Raw genomic sequence first — 19,520 nt, 5'->3', positions numbered from 1 at the left:
ATCACCATGCATAGCGAACCGTCCCCTTGCCGGCATAAGAGCGCGTGGCGTCCGAGAACTCGCCTTCGAAGGTCGCGGCGAGCGAGATACCGCTGATGAAGGTCATTTCCGCCGAGGCCGTGGTCAGCGCGGCGTCACGCGCGGGCGCTGCGCCGGACACGGTGAACGATGCGCCAGGCAGCGACTGGAACATGGCGGCGATACTGCGATCGCTGTTGTAGTCGTGCGCCCAAGCGGCACGGCTGCGCAGCGTCAGGATCGCGTCCTTGACGGCGAAGGATTTGTCGGCGCGCATGCCAAGCTCGCTGCGCGTCGATGTCACGGTTTTGCCGGCGTAATTCAGCGCAAATGTCGCCGCGCCTCCGGCGGTGCTTTCCGCATAAGACGGCAGATCGAACGCGATCACCTGCGCGGCGACATAGGGCGTCACGCCGACGCTGCCAAGCCATGAGGTCATGGTGCGATTGCCAGCCTCGATGCGGCCGGAGAACGCATTGGCATTGAACTGCGCATGCAGGCGATCGAGGCCTGCGACGGTGACGATGCGATCGGTGGTGATGTCCTGCCAGCCATAGGCGGCGGCAGCGGTGATATAGGCCGACGACACCGTGTGCCGGATGAACGCTCCGGCCTGGAACAGGTCGGAGCGGCCTGAGCCTGAATTGGCGACGGAGAAACTGGTACCAGCGCCTGCGAGAGAGAAACCGGCGACGGTGTTCGGCGATAGCAACACATCCGCTCCAACGGCGACGCCGCCGATGTTGCTGCGCGCGTCGTTGGTTCCCGTCGTGGCATTGCCGTCGGTCATTTGCGATCCGCCGAAGCCGGCGGCCCAGACGTTCCAGCGTTGCTCGAAAGCGGGAGCGCGCGGCGCGGCCTTGGTGATCGCGGCAAAGGCGTCGCGCATCGGGCCAGGGCGCGTGTCGGTGGCGGCGTAGCCGAGCGACGCATCCGGCGCGGCGCTGCTGCGACCCGCGGTGAACGGATCGGTCATCACGCCCAGGAACAGGTTCATGGCGTTGATCGTGGTCTGCTGCGATCCCGTCGCCGTTGCGCCGGAGATTTGCGTGAGGCCGCGCAGCAGGTCGTTGCCATTCAGCTTGAAGATCGCACTGAACGCGTCCGACAGGAGACTGCCGCCGGCCAGCGCCGCATCGATGGCGCCGGCGATGGCAACCTGATTGCCGCTCGCAGTGGTCGGCAGGATCGGTGAGAGCATGCCGGGATCGAGGGTCAGCAGGACGTCATTGCCGACATAGCTGAGCAGGGGATTGCGCGCGAGATTGTTGGCGAGCAGCAGGCTTGCTGACTCGAACGTGCCGGTCAGCGTGCCCGCGGTGAGGATCGTGTATGTCGCGCGCTGCGTCAGCCGCGCCAGCGGGTCGATGACGACGCGACCCGCGAGGGTGGCCGCGCCGGTGACGATGGCCTTGTCGGCGACGGGACCTTCGACCTGGACCAGATAGGTCGATGCGGCCGTCATGGCGAGGCTGGCCATGGTTAGCGTGCCCGGCGAATTGCCCGGCGACAGCGTGCCGCCATTGATGGAGACCTGACCGACACTGCCGCTGCCACCGATGGTGCCGCCGGCGCCGATGACGAAGATGGCGTTCGGCAGCGATCCATTGATGGCAAGCAGGCCGTCGATATTGACGGTGCCGGCATAGCTGGAATTGCCGATCAGCGACCAGCGCGACCCGGCGGCGCTGCCGAGGCTGGCGAAGCCGGCGTAGTGCAGGCCAACTCCGAAACCGGACATATCGAAGATGCCGGCGCTGGTGCCGCCGAGTTGCAGGATGCTGGTGCCGGTACCGATCACATGGCCGGTGACCGTGGCGCCGCTCAGCAGCCGCAGAGTGTCGTTGCTGCCGCCAAACTGGACCGCCGTGCCGCCGGTACCGGTGACCTGGCCATCCACCGTCAGCGTGGTGGTGCCGCCCGTGGTGATGACGCCCGTGGTGCCAGTAACGCCGCCAATGGCATTGATGATGATGTTGCCGGCCAGGGTGCGCGATGCGCTGATGCCGACGCCCGAACTCTGCACGGCGCCGCCGACATCGATGACAATATCGCCGTTGCCGCGATGCTCCGCACGAATGCCGTAGCTCGACGCCGCAAGACCTGCGGCAACGACATTGCCGCCGATCCTGATCGTCAGCGGGGTGGCCATGGCAGGGTTCGCCCGCATGATGGCATCCACACCGATTGCTGCAGCTGCAGAGGAGGTTGCAGTCACTGCGCCCTCGACCGTCACCTCGATGGGACCGGGGCCCGCGGAGACGATGTTTGCGAGTTGCGTGTCGATGGAGACGCCTGTCGCAGTACTCGTTGCGATGGCCGTCACGTTCTTGTGGGCAAGGACCGTGGCGCGGGCTGTGGTTGGCGTCGTGTCATAATTGAATATGTAAATGCCTTTGGCGCTTGCGCCAGTTCCATTGCCGGTCGCGACGATGTTGTCGTAGGCGGTGATGTCGATGTTGCCGCCGTTTTTCATGCCGGCCGCGATGCCTTGGGCACTCGCAGGGCCGCCGATGAAGTTTATATTTGTTCTGTTGTTGGCCGTTGCAGTGACCGGCCCGCGCAGCAGCAATGTCAGGTCGCCGCCGTCGATATCAGCCTGGGCAGCAATCGCCAGGGTAGTTTCCCCCAACGCCGTGGCGGAAACGGGGCCGGCGACGGTCATGTCCAGACCGGGCGAGTTCGACCAACTCACCGAAACGGCATTCGCGGTGGCCACATTGGCCGTGGTGGATGTGGCGCTGGTTGTGACGGCGCTATTCGAGATAAAGGTGCGCCGCTGTCCGCTTGTCGACACGCCGTTGGACACAATGCTTTCGCCGATGGAACTGACGGTGCCGGTCGAGATTATGCTGGTGGAGACCGCGCCGTTGATGATGGCGTTCATCTCGCCGGTATGTTGGCTATATACACCGGCGGCACCCGACGCGTTGGTGATATCGCCATCTGTCCTCGCGTCGAGCGACCCCGCGCCGGAGAAGAACAATCCGCCATTGATGGCACGCGTCCTGATCACGGTGTTGCCGTTGGCGTTGGTTAACCCGACGGCCCCCGTCACGGTCTGGTTAGCCGTCAGCGTCAGCGTCACCGGCGCAGTGCTGGGATTGGTTATGTTGATCCCGATGCCCCCATGCACCTCCGCATTGGTCGTCACCTCGACCGGTCCGGTGACGTTGGCGTGAGAAATCGAGATCGCGTTGCCCAGGGGATTGTTGATGACACCGTTGGCGGTGATCTTGATACTGCCTGTGCCACTTCCAGCGTCGCGTGTCTCGATGCCGGAAATGGCATCGGTGGTGATCGTCACTGCGCCATTGGCGGAGGTCTGCGTCGAAATCACCCCGTTGATCCGGCTTCCGGTGGTATCGATGGTAATGTCGCCGCCGGAGCTGACGGCTTTGATGGCCCTGCCGCCGGCATCGACCTCGATGACACCCGACGACTGCGTCAGCGTGATCGCGCCGGCGCCGGTTGCTTCGAGTCCGACACCTGCGGCTCTGATATCGGCCCAGCCGCGATAGATGATCGCACCGGTGCCCGTATTGCCGAGCGCCAAAGCCGTTCCGTTGGACGTATGGGTGTTCCATATGCCGGCCGGATCGGTGAGGTTGAACATCAGGTCGCCGGTGCCGCCTTGGACGAAGGCCCCGGCAACGCTGCCGTTGCCGCCGGTGACGTTGGCGACAAGTCCGGCACCGACGTCGATATTCACCGTCGTTTCAAACGGACCAAACGTCTCAAGCCTTCCGCCGCTCGGATTGGCGGCGTCGCACAGCACCGTTGCGGTGTTGAGGCCGGAACAGGCCGCCAGCGCTTCCGGCGGCGCGGCCAGGACCAGGAGCGATGCCGATGCCAGCAGGGCATTGCGAAGCGATATTGAATTACCAGGCATAGCGAACGGTCCCCTTGCCGGCATAAGAGCGCGTGACATCCGAGAACTCACCTTCGAATGTCGCAGCGAGCGAGATGCCGCTGATGAAGGACATCTCGGCCGAGGCCGTGGTCAGCGCGGCGTCATGCGCCGCCGCTGCGCCGTTGACGACGAAGCTCGCGCCGGGCAGCGACATGAACGTCGCCGATGCGGCGCGGTCGGTGTTGAAATCATGCGCCCAAGCCGCGCGGCCGCGCAGCGTCAGGATCGCATCGTTGACAGCGAAGGACTTGTCGGTGCGCAGGCCAAGTTCGCTGCGGGTGTCGTTCACGGTCTTGGATGTGTAGCTGAGCGCGAAGGCGTTGCTGCCGGCGACAGCGGTTTCCGCATAGGCCGGCAACATGACGGCGGTGAACTGGACGGCGGCGTAAGGCGTGAGACCGAGGCCGCCCTGCCATGACGTGACGGTGCGATTGCCGACTTCAAAACGTCCCGAAAACGTATTGGGGCTGAAACGCGCCTGCAACTGATCCGTCATCACAGCGCGGTTGGTGGTGACGTCCTGCCAGCCATAGGCCAGTGCGCCGGACAGATAGGTCGAGCCGATCGCGTGGCGCACGAAGCCGCCGATCTGGAACAGGTCGGAGCGACCGGAGCCGCCGCCTGTCACGCTGAAGCTGGTGCCGCCGCCGGCCATCGCAAAACCGGCGACGGTGTTGGGCGAGATCAGATAGTCGGCGCCGACGGCGACGCCGCCGATGCGGCTGCTCGATGTATTCGAACCGGCGGCCGCATTGCCATCGGTGGTCTGCGTACCGCCGAAGCCCGACGCCCACACGCTCCAGCGCGGATCATAGGCTTGCGCCAGTGGTGCTTTCGTGAACATCGCATAGGCATCGCGCGCCGCACGGCTCTTCGCTGTCGATGTGTCAGCGTTGGTGTCGGCGAATCCCATCGCGCCCGGCGCCGTGCCGCCGCGACCTGCTGCAAAGACGTCGGTCATCGATCCCATGAACTGCGTCGTCGCCCCCATGGCGATCTGCTGCGATCCCGTTGCAGTCTCGCCGGAGGCCTGCGTCAGCCCGGTGGCGGTCAGTCCGCCATAGACCAGCGGAATGCCGCCATTGCGGTTGAAGTAATTGACCAGCGCACTACCGACGCCGGACTGATTGCCGCTGAGGCCGGTGTTCGGCGGCGCGATGAAGGCAAGCGCCAGATCCAGATAGGCATTGTTGGCGTCGTAGCTCAGGCTGGTCCTGAAGCCTGACGGCAGATTGCTGTTAACGAGCGCGTTGAAGGTGGTGCCACCAAGACCGCCGGTAGCGTTGAGGATGGTGTATTGCCTGACAACGTAAGAGCCCGCCGCGAAGCTGGCATTAACAGTGCCGCCGTTCAGCGTAGCGCTGCCGGTGACATTGGTGCGGTCGGATGAATTCGGCGAGACCTCGACATTGTAGTTCGACCCGGCGCCGAAGGTCAGGTTGCCATTGACGGTGATGGTGCCGATCGAGTTGCCCGGCGCCAGTGTGCCGCCCGATGCAATCGTCGTATTGCCGAGCGTGCCGGTGCCGCTGAGTATGGCGCCATTGTTGGCGGTGATCATCGAAGACGACGCAATCGAGCCATTGACGCTTAGTTTGCCGCCATTGACAGTTGTCGCACCGGTATAGGTGTTGGCGCCGGACAATGTCAGCGTGCCGGTGCCGGCTTTGACAAGCGACCCGCCGATGCCGCCGGCGCCATGGCCACCATCAGCAATGATTCCGGTGACATTGGTCGACAGATCATTGCCGCCGACGGTCAGTTGGTTGGCGCCGAGGGTGAACGAGCCGCCGCCGGCAATCGAACCGACGCCAAGCGCGCCGACATGAGCGCTGAAATCCGTGACGCCTGCCGCGCCATTGGTAATCGCAGCGGTGCCACCCGTACTCGTACTTATAAAGTTTAGCAAACCGCCGTTGGTTATCGCCGCACTGCCGGCCGTGGAGGCGTTGTAGAAATACATCAAGTTGACATTGAGAATGGACGCGTTTCCGGCGCTGCTTGTGTCAAGAAAACGCAGCAAGTTTGAATTGGTGATCGTGGCGCCGCCAGCCGTCGCACTATTACTGAAAAACAGGTCATTGGTACTGGTAATGGTCGCGCTGCCGGCTGTGCTGCTCGCGTTGAAAGCGAGATTGCCGGTATTCGTGATCCTCGCATTGCCCGCTGTCGTCGTTCCGTTGAACGACATCGAATTGCTGCTGTTGATGGTAGCGTTTGCGGCCGTGCTGTTATTATAAAACCCCAAAACGTAGGTGTTGACGATATTGGCGCTGCCGGCCGTGCTGGTTTGATTAAAAGACAAAATACCCGGGTTCGTCAGCGTGGCGCTGCCAGCGGTGCTGGAGTTGGTGAAATCTAGAATTCCGCCATTGACGAAATTGACGCTGCCGCCAGTGATGCCGGCGCCGGTAAACGTGAGAATCTGGCCGTTGGTGAAGCTGTAGGCCGACGCACCGGCATTGAAGGTCAAGCCGCCAAGGGTCGTATCGGCCGAAAATGACAACGCGGTGACCCCGGAGATGCCGAAGAACGCCGTGCCGGTCGGCACCGTGGCCGGGCCCCAGTTGGCGGCGGTGTTGAAGTCGCCGGAGCCGGGCGTGCTCAGCCAGGTGGCGTCCTGCGCCACCGCCGGCAGCGCCGCCAGACACAGTGCCGACGATGCCAGCAGCGCCGCCGTCATCCGACGCAGCGACACCCGACCCGAAACCGTCGTCTCCGCAATCACCCGCATCGTTTGTCCTGACTTGCTTGCAACGTCCCGCGCCTGGTGCCAGCGCGACTCCACTCACGGGTCACTGATAGAGACACCCCCCTGGCGCTGACAGGTGAAAGAGAGCCGAATGATAGTGGCGACCAAAAATGGTCAGTTGCCGGGGACAAGCGGCATGTCATGGCGGTGTCGCTTCACGCATGGTCGGCATGCAAGTCCTGCGCGCTCACCGCATACGCCGCGAAGGCGGCATCGATGATGGCCAGCTTCGCGGCCTGCGCAACGTGATACTCGCGCTGGAAAGCAGCCGAGATCCACAACGGAGATTTGCCGCGCCCGCGCGTCCAGCCGAGACTCCCCATCGCTTCGGCACCGATGAATTTGCGACTGAGCTGGCTCCGCGACAAATTGAGATGTTGCGAGAGCGACGACACCGACGTGATATCGGTCCGAAGGCGCGGCGGCCCGACCTCGTCGTCCTGGCATCCGGCGATCAGGCGATCCATCACGATGCCACCGTCGTTGATCCAGGTGAACAGCGAGAACGTCCCCTCGGGCTGGCGCACCGTGCCCGAGGCCAGCAGGCCATCGGCGATCACAGGCTGCATGGCTGCGAGCAGCTCCGGCCGGCTTTGCAACGCCGCCGACCGCCGGCCGCTGTCGAGGCCGTCCAGCGTGGCCAGATGAATCGCCAGCCAGTTGTGCAGGATCGCCAGCGTCCCGGGCGACGGCTCGAACGGCCGGTGGCGCCGCCCTTCGCTGTTCGCCACATGGCGCACGATGCCGTATTTCAGCGATTCCCGCAGGAATGCGCCGGCCGTGTTGCGGCTGGCGAGGTCGTGCTCCAGCACCAGCTCGATGAATCGCTCGGCCAGGACGCCGGTGCCCGGCTGCCCGGCCTCGTTGCGGAAATATTTCGCCAGCGCGACCTGCGACATGAGCCAGCGCTGCTGTGTGGCGAAGGGTGACGTGACGCGCGGGTTCGCCTGATGGGTCAGAACGAGCGCCTGGGCCTGCTGCCGGATCCACACGGCCAGCGCCGGATGCGCCAGGATCCGGTCCGCTGTCAAAGCTGCCGAAATGACCGTCGCATCTCGCGGCGGCAACGCCGGATACCCCGGCATCGCCGCGCCCGAAGCGGAATCCGGCCCGGCCTGGCTCAGTGCGATCTCGGAAGGCGGATTCATCATGGCCGGACGCTACCGGGTCGCACCGGAAGCGTCCTGATGCCGGGCCGTTACATTCTGACGTTTCTCTGATATTTGGCTGATAGCGCCATTTGCGCCGATTTGTCTGGTATGGCCGCAGCATCGAACGACCCAAAAACGTCTGAGGATCACGTGCTGCGTTTTTCCGGCTTTGAACTGGATCGGCAGCGCGCCGAACTGCGCGGCGCCGATGGCGGAGCCATCAAGCTCCGGCCCAAGACCATCACCATGCTAATTCTGTTCGCGACCCGTTCCGGGCGCGTGCTGAGCAAGCAGGAATTGATGGATGCGGTCTGGCCGAACGTGCATGTCGGCGACGACAGCCTGTTTCAGTGCATCCGGGAGCTCCGGACCGCCCTCGGCGACGACCGCCGCCAGATCATCAAGCTGGTGCAAGGCCGCGGCTATCTGTTCGACGCCGAGGTCACCCAGATGCCGGTCGCGCCGGCGTCCGCCACCGTCCAACACGACCCGGACCAGCCGTCCACTCCGGCGCTGCCCACGCCACCAGTGCGCCGCATCGGCCGGCGCGCCGTTTGGGCGCTGGCCGCCGCGGCGGTTCTCGTCATGGGGCTGGCGTTAGTGACCGCCATGGTCGCCCCGGGACTGGTCACCGGACGCGGACCGATCACCCTGGCGGTGATGCCGATCACCGCGGCCGAGAGCGACCTCGCCGCGATGGCGCGTGATGTCACGACGCGTCTCGGCGATGGGCTCGCGAAAATCGACAATGTCCGCGTCGCCACGCCGCAGGATGCCCGCACGATCAAGGCGGACTTCGTCGTCTCCGGCGAACTCCTGAAGCGTGACGGCGCATGGGAGCTGCGGGCACGCATGACCCACACGGCGACCGGCAATATCGTCTGGACCGCGCCGGTCTCACTCGCGATCGACGACAGCGACGTTCTGTTGCAGCAGTCGCGATTGGCCGCCGGCGTCGGTCATCCGCTCGCCCTGCGCATCAATGCATTGCTCCATGCGGAGCAGAAACCCGCCAACGACCAATCCACATCCGGCAGCGCCGGAGTGGTGATCGAGCAGGCCATGGCGTCCATCACGCAGACGACGCGAGAGCGCTTCGCGGCATCGCAGACCATGCTCGACAAGGCGCTCTCCGACGATCCGGGCAATGTCGATCTCGCCATCGCCCTCGCCGCGCTTCAGCTGCGTGGCGTGCAGATGGTCTGGTACAATGCAGCGGACAGCGCAGCCGCTGAGCGCAAGGCGCGCGCCATCCTCGAGCGCGGCCTGAAGTTGAAGCCGGATTATCTGCCGGTGCTCGAAGCCTATTGCCGCTTTCTCAACGCCACCAACGAATTCGTCGAAAGCCTGGTGGCCTGCGCCCGCACGCTGAGCTTCGATCCCTGGAACGGCGTGGCGCTGTATCACATAGGCCTCGCCCAGCTTCAGCTCGGACGCTTTGAAGACGCCCTCGCGACGTTCAAGCAGGCGGATCGCTTCGACACGCCGCGGGTGTCGCGCTGGACCTGGCAGCTCGGCGCGGGGATGAGCTATCTGTTCATGGGTCGCGCCGAGGACGCGTTGCCCTGGCTGCAAAGCTCGATCGCCATCACGCCGGCGTCGGGACGCCCGCTTGTGCTGCTTGCCGCGGCCTACCAGCGGTTGGGCCGCACGGACGAAGCACATGCGGCTTTGACGCAAGGCTTGATGCTACGGCCCGGTTCGACCGTGAGCAACATCGGGATCCCGACCAAGAATGTCAGCGCCGCATATATGGAAGCGCGCGGCCGGATCGAACAGGCGCTGATCGCGGCCGGATTGCCGGAGCGCTGATTGACGGGAGCGGTCGCCCGTATTTCACCCAACAATTACTGACGATGTGCCGTGCTTAGAGCCGATCCAGGAAGAACTTGAGTCAGATGTGAAAGTCTGAACACCATTTGACGGCCGACCGGCGCAGCCTTCGCTATCCCAGTGATTTGATTGATGCGGAGGACGACGCGTGGAAGCACGCTGACGAAGCTGGGCTTGTCGATGTCATCGATGGCAAGACAGTATTGGAAGACGGTTACACGATTCAGCCGTGCCGCTTGGACGAGAACGGTGTGGCGGTCGCGGTGCCGCCAGCGGTCGAGTAGCTAGTATGAACTAACCATTGGCGCGCTTGAGCCTATTGAGCGGGATCCGCCTAGCCGCGATTTGCTCGCCCGGGATGCTCGGGGAAGCCACGCCTTTAGTGCCCCGGTGGGCGCAAATTGAGCAGTAAAGCCCAAGGCCGACCGGGCCGGCGGAACAGCGTCGCCCGAGGGAGCAAGGCGGGGGCGGGTCGCGGTCGGCGCAAAACGTGCCGAAGGGCTGTTTCCGGGGCGTGGGGAGGCAGGAAGTGGTGGGCCGGGGCGTGACGAAATTCAAGGATCGAGCTGGGTGTAATAATACCGTAGCCGTTATTGGACTTAGGGTAGGCACCTAACGACCGCGTGAGCGGATGGAATTTACAGCCCGATCCTCACCGCTGCGTATCCCTTTGTCCGGCAAGGCGTCGGAGCTTCGATCCGACTTCTTACAGGTTGGTCAAAACATTCGGCACCGGCGGCATTGCATCTAACGCAGTAGCGTACAAGGCCTCGCGAGACTGATTTGGCCGCTTCCTATGCTGGCCAGAAGTGCCGAAGAATTGAAACGCAGCGGAGATAGTTAGTTGCAGTACTAACGGCCGATCAAATGCCACTGGCGATTTCCTCTTTCCGATTGGTCGTTATCTAATTAGAAGTGCACTTAATCCAAAGCTCAGGAGAAAAGCCCGGGTGCAGTTCGATTAGGACTGTCTCTCCGCCGACGTGAGTCAATTTCCACGTCACCGTCTTTCGGCCAATGGTGCCTTCGTCATAACATTTCAAATCGGTAGCCAGTGATAGAGTAGTCTCTGATCCGGCTCCCACGAAATTGTTCGTCTTCAATATTCGCTGGCGGATGATGTCGCACCCTACACTGCCTTGATAATACTGAAGCTCGCCAGCTGAGAATTTCAATTGAGGAGCAGGAGCGCCAGTAATTTCCGGAAGTCCCTCTTTCCACCGCTTTGCGCTGCATTGATTTCCCGCTGTCTGCTTACGGGCTACAACATAGAAGCCGTCGAATTCTGCCGTTTGACTACTTTTTGATTCTTCCGCGCAGCTGGGGTTAGCGCTCAAAGCGTAGATTATCATCATCGAAACGATAGCGAATTGCTGCCGAACGCCCATTGCCACTTTCCCCATTTTAATTACTTCTGAGCTCTCGTTGAGAATGACTAGCGCTTCCAAATTCCGAGAAGGATAAAGTCGGATATCCGCTGCAGCACTGAGGCGAAGCTCCGTCCGTTGTCGTTCGGGTCAAGCAACACAAACGATGCTACCGCCGGAAGAGCTCCGACTAAGTTTTTGCATTGGAGGCGTTCAATCAAATACGGCCTGTCGTCGAGCGACTTGTCGCAATCAGCGCCATTCATGTAGAGCAAAAAACTGTGCGGCTTATAGCGACCTGATCCGCCGAACTCACACGCCGGAGTCCAGCCCACGCTTTGATTAAGATCGACCAGCTTTACGTTTCCGGAACAAAGCTCAATTGCTTGCCGCATCGAAAAGTGGGCGAGCGTGCTTTCTCCCTGCCAGAGCAAGGGCATTGGAATGTACTTGGCGACTTTGGGGTCTAGGAGCTTCGCCGCGACGGCGTACGCAAGCCTCTTCTTCGATCTAGGGTCGACTACAATCAGTAGCTCCACATAGACCCCGCTGTAGACTGCTATTGAGAGCCTCTTGCTCGTCGCCTCCTTCGAAGGAGGCCCGAACGCCTGTTCTATCGAGCGGATTGAGGTGAATTCATCGATCTTCGATAAAGCGATAAATTGGTCGTTGCACTTGTTGAGGCAATCGGACGGCGACCCCATAGTTTGGGCCATCGTCAATTCGCAAAACAACAATGAAAGGATGAAAGCAGCCGAACTTGCGACCCTTCTAAAGGTCTTGAATTGATCGAAATCAAAAGTTGCGCGTCCCATACTTGGTGCGTCGTTGGCGTAGCCGGCGAGCGCTGAAATCGCGGCTTCAGCGTTCCTCCGTTTCATTAGAGCTGTCATTTTGCTTCTCGTCCGGCGCTGTAAGAAGCTGTAGGGAAAATATATCAGCTCGATGGCTTACAATTTAGGGATTGGCACCCGAGAGCGCTGAAAGCGTTCCTCGTGGTCCTTTTTCGCTAGGACGTCGTCATGAAGAATCACTCGGCGTTGGTTGAGCAAAAAGAGCAGGACCTTTCCGTCGCCCAAGTCCCAGCTATATTCTGCATTTGATGGCGTTGGCGTCGTCGCTGGCTTCGTTGAGAACTGATCCGAGAGCGATTGCGCTATCTCTTCCACGCTGGCCGTTGTTCGCAGGTCCATGTTGAGCCCTATAAGCGGCGCACCATCGAGCACTGTTGAGAACCACAGCGTTAGCCCCTCGCACATGATGCCGTAGGGGATCGCTTCGCGCGTAAAGTTATTACAGGAATAACCTTTCTCCTTAACAACACGACCAGCCTCCACGAAGGACATGCCCGGCGCAAGGCCGCGAATGTCCCGTTTGCCCTGCTGGGCCAAGCACGACGAACTCATCACAACTAGTGCGGCGACGATTGTATGTTTTGCGGAAAACATCAGGTGCAATCACTTGAATTCGTAGGTCGACGACCCGGCATTCGTGTCGATGGCGATACGGACAGCCCGGCAGAACGGGATAAGGCCGATGCCACCACCCACGTCGAGGCTTATCGGCCATGGGTTCGCGTCGGGGTTGCCGAGGTTGAGCATCGTGACAACCTTGCAGTTGGCTTGATCGTTGACGCGGACGCGCCGAACTTGGATTGCCTTTCGTCCGATGTTCTGGATTTGAATTTCGCCATTGCGGCTGAGTGTCACTTTCAGGTCAGGTGATCCCCCAAGCAGCGACAGAAGGAAAAGCCCGAGGGCAGCGGCCAAAGCGATGTGCCACCAGCGCCAGCTCCGTTTCGCCGTAAGCTTTGGATCAGCGCTTATGTCCGACATTCCCATCTCAGCGCTGTCGCGCCGCCCCCAATGGTATGGCTCCATTTCGTCGAGCCTGTTGACCTGCAGATTTGTGGCCGCCGAAGCAAATAACAGCTCATTAGATATATGTCGAATATATTCGATTGTTTGATTTGAGCCAAATTGGTCGCGTGCGGCCATGCAAGGCCGAACCCGCATCGCTCTAAACCTGCGCCGTATCCGAGCGGCGAAAGGCATTACGCAGGAGGCCTTGGCATTCGATGCTGAGGTTGATCGGTCGTATATCAGCGGCATGGAACGAGAATCCTTCAATCCCACAATCGATATGCTCGAAAAGCTAGCTGGTGCGCTGTCGGTTGACGTGTCGGAATTTTTGACCATTCCGCGCGGAGCAGCGGCAAAACCGAAGCCCCTGAAACCCGGGAGGCGACCAAAAAGCGTTCGTTGAATTGACACGTCGGGTCTCAGTATTCGTCCGCGCGCATGATGGTCAGTACGCGGGTCGTGAGGGAAGGGGCAGTCGGGTCGGGCGAGCCGAACAGGACCCATTGGTCGAACGAATCAATCTTCCAAATGAAGCGATTGCTATTCTGGTTGACTGCTCCGAAGTCGTGCTCGCCATGGGGATCGTTTTCGGGGCTGAACTCGGCGAAGCTCCGTACGCTGAGGAGCAATTGGGCGACCTGCGTGGCCCCCAGCGAGGCGACACCGGCAGTCAGGTTTAATCGATAGCCCTTGCTCGTGCGGGGCAGCTTGTGTCTAAACGCATCGTTGAGTTCACGGATTCTGAGCGTGCGTTGAGTTTCGACGCTCGCACTGGCTACTCCTGATGTCGGGTGCTGTTCAGCGCTCAACATGGTTTCACCATCTTCGGATGCAGTAAGGCAACTTGGGTTATCTTTCGAGCGAACGTGCCGAGCTCAGGGTAGTCCTTCCAAAGCAAAGTTACCGTTTGGCTTTCGAGAACCACGTTTTGGACCTCGCAGTAAAACCAGCCTTGCGTAGGTTCGTCGGTCGCTAATACGAGCGACCCTCGGACCAATGCACCCCAATCGTCTGATGCACCGGCCTTGGCACCAGCCGCAGGAGGTACCGCTTTTTTGTCGACGTCGCCCGAAGGCGGTTTCGGCGGGGAGGCGGGAGGTTCGGTCCCGGCGACTGCAAGTAGTTTGTTGTAAAGCGCAGGCCGGACAAGCGGCACCACCGTTGTGCCTTTTGCCGACACCGTGCCCGTGGGAAGTTTCGAGGCGATGGCGCGCTGCTCATCGCTGACGATCCTGATCGTCCGCATACCCATCACCTGGGCGGCCTCCTGAGCCGATTTTGCGGCTTCAGCACCGAACCGTGATGCGTGAGGTCGTTTGCGTCGGTCAATTCCAAATACCGCCAAAGCGATGTCGGCTGGGATCTTCTGAGCGGCGTTTCGTTTGGTGCTCATGAGTGTGCCCTCGAAGAGCGAAAAAAGGGCCCCAGATGAGGAGCCCTTTTCGCTAGACCAATCGGTTCGGGTTGCTGACTGCCCCCGGATGGGGGGTCCAAAAGCTGGAAGCCGTGAAAAACCATTTTTCCTCCAAAAGGGCGCAAATCGCCCGTCCGTGAATTTAAGGTAATATAACACCTCTGTCAATAGTTTGTTTGAAATCAATGGGTTGGAATTTTGTCCTTTTTTTTGGCATCCAAACTCCCGCCGGGGCGTCTGCGAATTCGGGTCCAGAAACCAGCGCGGGATCGGGACTCAACCTCTGCGGTCTCGACTTATGTTCTCTATATGTTCTAATCGCGACATGTCTGATAAACCCGCGAGCTGGCGCATGCCGACCCCAAAACAGATGGAAAAGCTGACCGCAAAGCCGGACCAGCGTCCTTTGCCAGCGAGCCCTACGCCGGGGCCCGCTGATGATCTGCCGGAGGAATACTGGGATTCCATTGTGCGGGACCCAAGCGGGCAGATCCGCACCGGAATTCCCATTCAGCAACGTCGTCTGTCAGAAATTCCGCGCCATGTGTTGCGGGTGAGCTGCCGGAGGTGCGACCGCATTGTCGAGATTCAAACGGTAGACGCTGTACGCCTCTACGGTCAGCACGCGGTGTGGAAAGATGTTGGCATGAAGTTGCTCGACGATGGGTGCCAGCAACGCACCGGCAGCCGAGAAGACGATGGTTGTTGGCCGTCGTTCGAGACGCCGTAGCTGCAGGACAGTTCCTCCCGGTTTTGTTAGCTTGGACGCCCCGTATGGCTCCGAAATATCACCCCACGCCTCTCTCCGGCGGCGAACTGGACTGCGATCACTGGCGCTAGATATCGGGCGATGAATCTGGATCTCACGAGGCGTTTCGCTCAAATGCAGGGACGGCTTCGCGCGATTTACCAACTAGAGAGCGACTAGGTCGTAACTAGCGCATATCAGCTGTGACCACATTCGGGATGCATCGGTCGCCAATCTGAATTACTCGACCGTCTTCAAATCCACGTTGCTAAGCTGGGCGGTTCCCACGCTGGGAGCCGTTCATGTCTGACGTTTCGCGCCGCGCGCAATTGATTCTTCTCAAAAACGATTTGCACGTGTTGCGAGGTCGAGCCGAGCGGTTGGATTTGCCGGAGCTGGTCTCGCTTTTATCAGAAGCGATGGCGGTTATTTCGAAGCAGCCAGAACTACCGAAGTCTGAGCAACCGCCCGTTTGACGTTCTCACCTTGTCGCGCAGTTGGGTGTTAAGATCGAAGCCTAAGTGGCTGCTCGCTTTAAGCGTTACACCTCGACTTCAAGTTCAATGCGACCAGCAAGTCAACGAAGCTGTTGCTGGCCTGAATGCACGCCTTCTGCTCTGGCGCCGTTCGAACCCGGGCGACATTCTGCTTCGGCTTCTTAACGGGTATGCTCGGTTTAGCTGAAGATACAGCCTTCTTTGGTTGAGTTTTGATGCTCAACGTCTGCCGATTTCGCCCCTCCGTACTGATATCGGGCGCGGCTGCGATTGGGGGAGTAAGCTCAGTATTCGAAGGAGCGTCAGAGAACGGAGCAGGGCGATCCTTAATGGCTTCTGGCGCGTAGGCGACACTGAGCTTGTCAGCTTTCGTTAAAGTATCGACGGTGACGGTCTGCGAGGAGGCCGGCGTGGACTGTACAACAGGCGCTTCGACGACCGGCGCGGACGTGCCTGTGCCGGCTTTGGTCCCAATCAGGCCACCAACGCAGAGCAATGCGAAAAACGCCAACCAGACCGTTCGCACCACAGATCCCCTCAGCTTGAACTTGAGGCTGACTCCAGCTGCATCAGGATTCTTCCCGATTGCGGCGCAAGCGGGGCCACGCTGAAGCAGCGCCGGGGCGGCCCCCGTTAATATAACCAAGTCGTAAACGGCGCGAGGGACCGGCTCGTATAAGGGGGCGTGTTGATAGCTGGTGCGCGAATGGCGAATTGCACGAGGAGTGAGTGTCTCTTCGCCATTCGCGTGCGCTGCGGTTCAGCTCCTTAGTTAGGACGGTCGACAATAGCCGCGCGCCGCCCGTCCTTCTTTGGGGGCATCCATGCCTGCTGTTTCTCCGCGCCTACCCACCCTTGACGCTGACGCCAGGGTGCGGCGCACGGACGCAGTTGTCGTGCCAAACCGTCAACATGCTCCGTTTTCTAACCGTTAGCGAAAGACTTTCGGTTCAGCCCGACGAGCGCTCCAAAGATGACGCCGACGCATATCGGCATTCCAATCATCGACAGAGGCGACACAAGCAATTGCATCAGCACGGCGTAGCCCTTACCGTCAGCCTCGCTTGAAGACTGAGACTGAAGAAAGCTCGTCACGAAGACGGCTAACAGGACTGCGGCCACTGATACCTTGAGCCATGTGATGCTACTCGGAAGGCGCTGCGCGGTGTAACCTACTGCGACGGCCGGGAGCACAGTGAGCGCGGTGAACAGCGGGATAACGAAGATCATGACCAGTCTCGCTTCCAGCGCCGAACGGTCCTTTCGACACTTGAATGCTGTGGCAGAACTAACGTGATCGCTGTGAATGTTGTGATCCAGAGCAACATGTAGGACGGCAGAGCGAAGCCTTGATAATCCGCTGACTGGCTCGATAACGCCCAGAAGAGGGCGACAAGCAGAATGGGGATGACAACCATTCTCAGTTTGTACGTGGGCAGAAGCAAACCCAAGAGAAGAGCGGGCACCCCGAATATCGATGCTAGAAATAGCGAGCCGACCGCTACCCAAACCCATTCTGTTTGCTGGATACTCCGAACCGCAATTGCCAGCGCAGGCCATCCGAAGCCAACGACTAGGATGGCGGTGCGGGCCTTATTGACCCATCGATCCAAGGGAAGAACGCTCATAATCTCCCACTACCACTGCCGAATTACTCGACGTTTCATCGAATGCGTCGCATTTTAGGTGTGCAGAGCCCGCAAAAGCTAATGTTCATCGGGGACATTTGCTGGCCATGAAGGCGCTTCTCCTACCAGCCCTTAACCCAATGACCTTCTCGTAGGGAAAGTGAAGAGTACAACGGCGCTGCCCTCCAGCGCTTCGAAAAGCAATTATTTGGGCCAACCGCTGTATCGCCCTTTCCCGCGAGCAATGCGTCGAGCCAGCCGGAGAAATCGGCCTCAGCATTTTTGATGAGAAGCGCACGATTTGCATTGATCAAGTCAGTTTGGCCGAGCTTGATCAATGCAACGATCAGGGCACTCTTCGATTCATCATCGAATTCCTTTTCCTCACTGCGTTCAATGACTTCCTGCTTCATTGTGTCAACGACAACAGGGCTGGCGCGACCTATCCGACAGAGGGCAAGGGCTGGAAATAGCCGACGATCACCCTTTGCATTCATAAAGTCCGCTTCGTAGAATTCTTGAGTGAGTTCGGGAGCGAATTCCTTCGCGCGCTTCCATAGCTTGTCGAATTTACTGACATCGAATTGCGGGAAGTACGCAACAAGCGATGGAGCGACCTTGACAAAGGCATCGTTTGGCAGCGCCGCTAGCGCCCTAGCCAGTCCTTCGTAACGAAATAAGAAATCCTGACCGTCTCCGTTTGCCGGTCGATAGTTCGTGAGTTCTACAAATCGATTGGCCATCGCCTCCGCGAGAGGGACCAACCGTTCGGGGTTGGTTGCGACTGTATAGCCGATCTGCATGGGCACCCTCGGATACCCGCCTTCCGCCAGTTCCTTTATCAGATCGAACATTCGCTCGCGCACGCGATGTGGTTCGCCCTTCAGATACTCCATGACTGCGTCGTTTTCGGGATAGCCACGGAAATCCGTAAATTCGGCGACGACGAGTTTCGGAATTCCAAGCATCACACTCTCAGGTGTGTCAAAGCGGTCTCGGTCAATGGACTCTGGAACGGCCTGTAACTCTACCGGTGATCTATCGAAACGAGCACCGCACTGCCACGCCGGGGCGGCGCTATTCAATGAGCACCCGATGACTAGCTTGGGCAGGAGAGGTAACCGCCAAATCGACCCGGTCTTGAACCTCCCAAGGATCTGACCATTGAAAGTGACTTCGCTTAGCTGCTCGTGGATTGCACCGTTGCGGTCGCGGATGTTCTTGTCGTCGGTCTTCGCAACGGAAACGAGAGCGTAAGGCGGCTTTTCAGGGATGCTTAGCGTGCATGCGAAAATCTTCGAGCTTGACGGCTCGAAAACTCCCGACGTCTGAATGCGGACGAGCCCATCCTTCTCCAGCCGACACTGGTCCGAGCGCACCAACCGAAACGACCGAAATCCTTCCGGCTCTGCGTATTGATCGACCGCATAGGCGACGGGAATCCGGTGATCGCTGATGAAGGTTTGGGCCGTGGAGGTGACGAGCGAGTGCGCTGCGGGGTCGAACTCCATCACCTTGCCAGAATTTTCGCTGCGGAACTGAGCAGCGGCCATGCCAACCTTGATGCCCTCGTAAACGTACGCTCCATAATAGCCGCCATAAGCGAGAATAGGCAGCATAAGCGCAGCCCGAGGCAGTCTGCCGACCATCGCCTCCACAGCCAGCGCGATCAGGAACACATGAACCAGCAAACCCGTCCACAGTGGCGCGGCAAGAACCATCAAGAAAATGCCGGTTACGGGAAATGCCTGCGCGATTAATAGAGCGACGATGATGATCAGGACCATTCCGGAGAAGTTCTTGAACAAGCGGGGCACCTTGGTTCCTGAAGTCAAGTTGGTGATTTACCGCTTAGTCAGCGCTGTGGGTAGTCTTGATTGGCGCGCAAGCGGGACGCTGAAGCAGCGCCGAGGCGGCCCGGTTAACGTAACCAAGTCGTTAACGTGACGGCCAGATCTATCAAACGGCGGACCCTGTTAGTTTCTGCTGAAATTGCCGGGCGCGACTGCGCGATTTTTGGAGGTCTACTGAGATTTTTGCATTCTCGAAACCGAACTTCGCGCAGGCACTTTCTATTCGGCAGTGGGATTGGCCTCGCCGGGAAAAGTGCCTCGGATGCCGGCCCCTGTGAGGCCTCGGCGGGCCCTTTTGGGCATCACAGGGCCTGATCAATGCATGGTCGCGTGCTGAAGCAATTTAAGGAATCCGCTTCAATCTCGACCATCACCATTGGGAGCGGCCAATTAGCCAGTCTATACCTCACTTAGGTAGCTTGCTGATGCGGGTATATGCCTGTCGCCCAATCCGGCTATGTTCCCTTAGCCCATATTCCAGTCT

General features: G+C 60.0%; 17 protein-coding genes. 5 read left to right on the top strand and 12 right to left on the bottom strand.

Going from position 1 to position 19,520, the window contains the following annotated elements:
* Position 1: 1 nt before the first annotated feature.
* The 3 genes from AB7813_RS12880 to AB7813_RS12870 form a co-directional block, all read right to left on the bottom strand.
* Entirely contained in the window at positions 2–3,910 is a 3,909-nt protein-coding gene (locus AB7813_RS12880) for an autotransporter domain-containing protein (protein ID WP_441228155.1), read from the bottom strand.
* Positions 3,900–6,665, bottom strand: coding sequence for an autotransporter outer membrane beta-barrel domain-containing protein (locus AB7813_RS12875; RefSeq protein WP_441228154.1), 2,766 nt, complete (start codon positions 6,663–6,665; stop codon positions 3,900–3,902). Before AB7813_RS12875 ends, AB7813_RS12880 begins: the two co-directional genes overlap by 11 nt.
* A 173-nt stretch (positions 6,666–6,838) precedes the next feature.
* Positions 6,839–7,834: a hypothetical protein gene (locus AB7813_RS12870; protein WP_441228153.1), complete on the bottom strand. Its 996-nt coding sequence runs from the start codon at positions 7,832–7,834 to the stop codon at positions 6,839–6,841.
* 150 nt (positions 7,835–7,984) lie between these two features.
* Between AB7813_RS12870 and AB7813_RS12865 the strand changes: the two genes are divergently transcribed.
* Together AB7813_RS12865 and AB7813_RS12860 are read left to right on the top strand one after the other, a co-directional pair.
* Positions 7,985–9,646 carry a winged helix-turn-helix domain-containing protein gene (locus tag AB7813_RS12865; protein WP_439066933.1) on the top strand — a complete coding sequence of 554 codons (1,662 nt, stop codon included), beginning with the start codon at positions 7,985–7,987 and terminating at the stop codon, positions 9,644–9,646.
* A gap of 107 nt (positions 9,647–9,753) precedes the next feature.
* Entirely contained in the window at positions 9,754–9,951 is a 198-nt protein-coding gene (locus AB7813_RS12860) for a hypothetical protein (protein ID WP_441228152.1), read from the top strand.
* Positions 9,952–10,572: 621 nt separating this feature from the next.
* Here the strand turns inward: AB7813_RS12860 and AB7813_RS12855 are convergent.
* From AB7813_RS12855 to AB7813_RS12840, 4 genes are read right to left on the bottom strand one after another with little or no spacing between them, the layout of a single operon-like run.
* On the bottom strand, positions 10,573–11,070 hold the full coding sequence (locus AB7813_RS12855; RefSeq protein WP_441228151.1) for a hypothetical protein: 498 nt from the start codon (positions 11,068–11,070) through the stop codon (positions 10,573–10,575).
* Between the two features lie 32 nt (positions 11,071–11,102).
* Positions 11,103–11,927, bottom strand: a complete 825-nt coding sequence (locus tag AB7813_RS12850) for a hypothetical protein (RefSeq protein ID WP_441228150.1) — start codon at positions 11,925–11,927, stop codon at positions 11,103–11,105.
* A gap of 57 nt (positions 11,928–11,984) precedes the next feature.
* Entirely contained in the window at positions 11,985–12,482 is a 498-nt protein-coding gene (locus tag AB7813_RS12845; RefSeq protein WP_441228149.1) for a hypothetical protein, read from the bottom strand.
* Between the two features lie 9 nt (positions 12,483–12,491).
* Positions 12,492–13,031 carry a hypothetical protein gene (locus AB7813_RS12840; protein WP_441228148.1) on the bottom strand — a complete coding sequence of 180 codons (540 nt, stop codon included), beginning with the start codon at positions 13,029–13,031 and terminating at the stop codon, positions 12,492–12,494.
* Here AB7813_RS12840 and AB7813_RS12835 point away from each other — a divergent pair.
* Complete coding sequence (locus tag AB7813_RS12835; RefSeq protein ID WP_441228147.1) at positions 13,030–13,299, top strand: helix-turn-helix domain-containing protein; 270 nt, start codon at positions 13,030–13,032, stop codon at positions 13,297–13,299. The genes AB7813_RS12840 and AB7813_RS12835 overlap by 2 nt on opposite strands.
* 16 nt (positions 13,300–13,315) lie before the next feature.
* On the opposite strand, the gene AB7813_RS12830 is transcribed toward AB7813_RS12835, so the two are convergent.
* Positions 13,316–13,708 carry a DUF3768 domain-containing protein gene (locus AB7813_RS12830; RefSeq protein ID WP_441228146.1) on the bottom strand — a complete coding sequence of 131 codons (393 nt, stop codon included), beginning with the start codon at positions 13,706–13,708 and terminating at the stop codon, positions 13,316–13,318.
* Positions 13,702–14,289: a hypothetical protein gene (locus AB7813_RS12825; RefSeq protein ID WP_441228145.1), complete on the bottom strand. Its 588-nt coding sequence runs from the start codon at positions 14,287–14,289 to the stop codon at positions 13,702–13,704. Before AB7813_RS12825 ends, AB7813_RS12830 begins: the two co-directional genes overlap by 7 nt.
* Positions 14,290–14,635: 346 nt before the next feature.
* Between AB7813_RS12825 and AB7813_RS12820 the strand changes: the two genes are divergently transcribed.
* Both AB7813_RS12820 and AB7813_RS12815 read left to right on the top strand, forming a co-directional pair.
* A complete protein-coding gene (locus AB7813_RS12820; protein ID WP_441228144.1) occupies positions 14,636–15,040 on the top strand; it encodes a hypothetical protein in 405 nt (134 codons plus the stop codon).
* A gap of 320 nt (positions 15,041–15,360) precedes the next feature.
* A complete protein-coding gene (locus tag AB7813_RS12815) occupies positions 15,361–15,534 on the top strand; it encodes a hypothetical protein (RefSeq protein WP_441228143.1) in 174 nt (57 codons plus the stop codon).
* A gap of 58 nt (positions 15,535–15,592) precedes the next feature.
* Here the strand turns inward: AB7813_RS12815 and AB7813_RS12810 are convergent, their stop codons facing one another.
* The 3 genes from AB7813_RS12810 to AB7813_RS12800 form a co-directional block, all read right to left on the bottom strand.
* Complete coding sequence (locus AB7813_RS12810) at positions 15,593–16,081, bottom strand: hypothetical protein (protein WP_441228142.1); 489 nt, start codon at positions 16,079–16,081, stop codon at positions 15,593–15,595.
* Between the two features lie 398 nt (positions 16,082–16,479).
* Positions 16,480–16,785 carry a hypothetical protein gene (locus AB7813_RS12805; protein WP_441228141.1) on the bottom strand — a complete coding sequence of 102 codons (306 nt, stop codon included), beginning with the start codon at positions 16,783–16,785 and terminating at the stop codon, positions 16,480–16,482.
* Positions 16,786–17,305: 520 nt separating this feature from the next.
* Entirely contained in the window at positions 17,306–18,991 is a 1,686-nt protein-coding gene (locus AB7813_RS12800) for a hypothetical protein (RefSeq protein WP_441228140.1), read from the bottom strand.
* Between the last annotated feature and the right edge of the window lie 529 nt (positions 18,992–19,520).

It is taken from the genome of Tardiphaga sp. 20_F10_N6_6, from assembly GCF_052076045.1.
Taxonomy (GTDB): Bacteria; Pseudomonadota; Alphaproteobacteria; order Rhizobiales; family Xanthobacteraceae; genus Tardiphaga; species Tardiphaga robiniae.
Note: the sequence above shows the minus strand (reverse complement) of the source record. Positions and strands in the feature narration are given on the sequence as shown.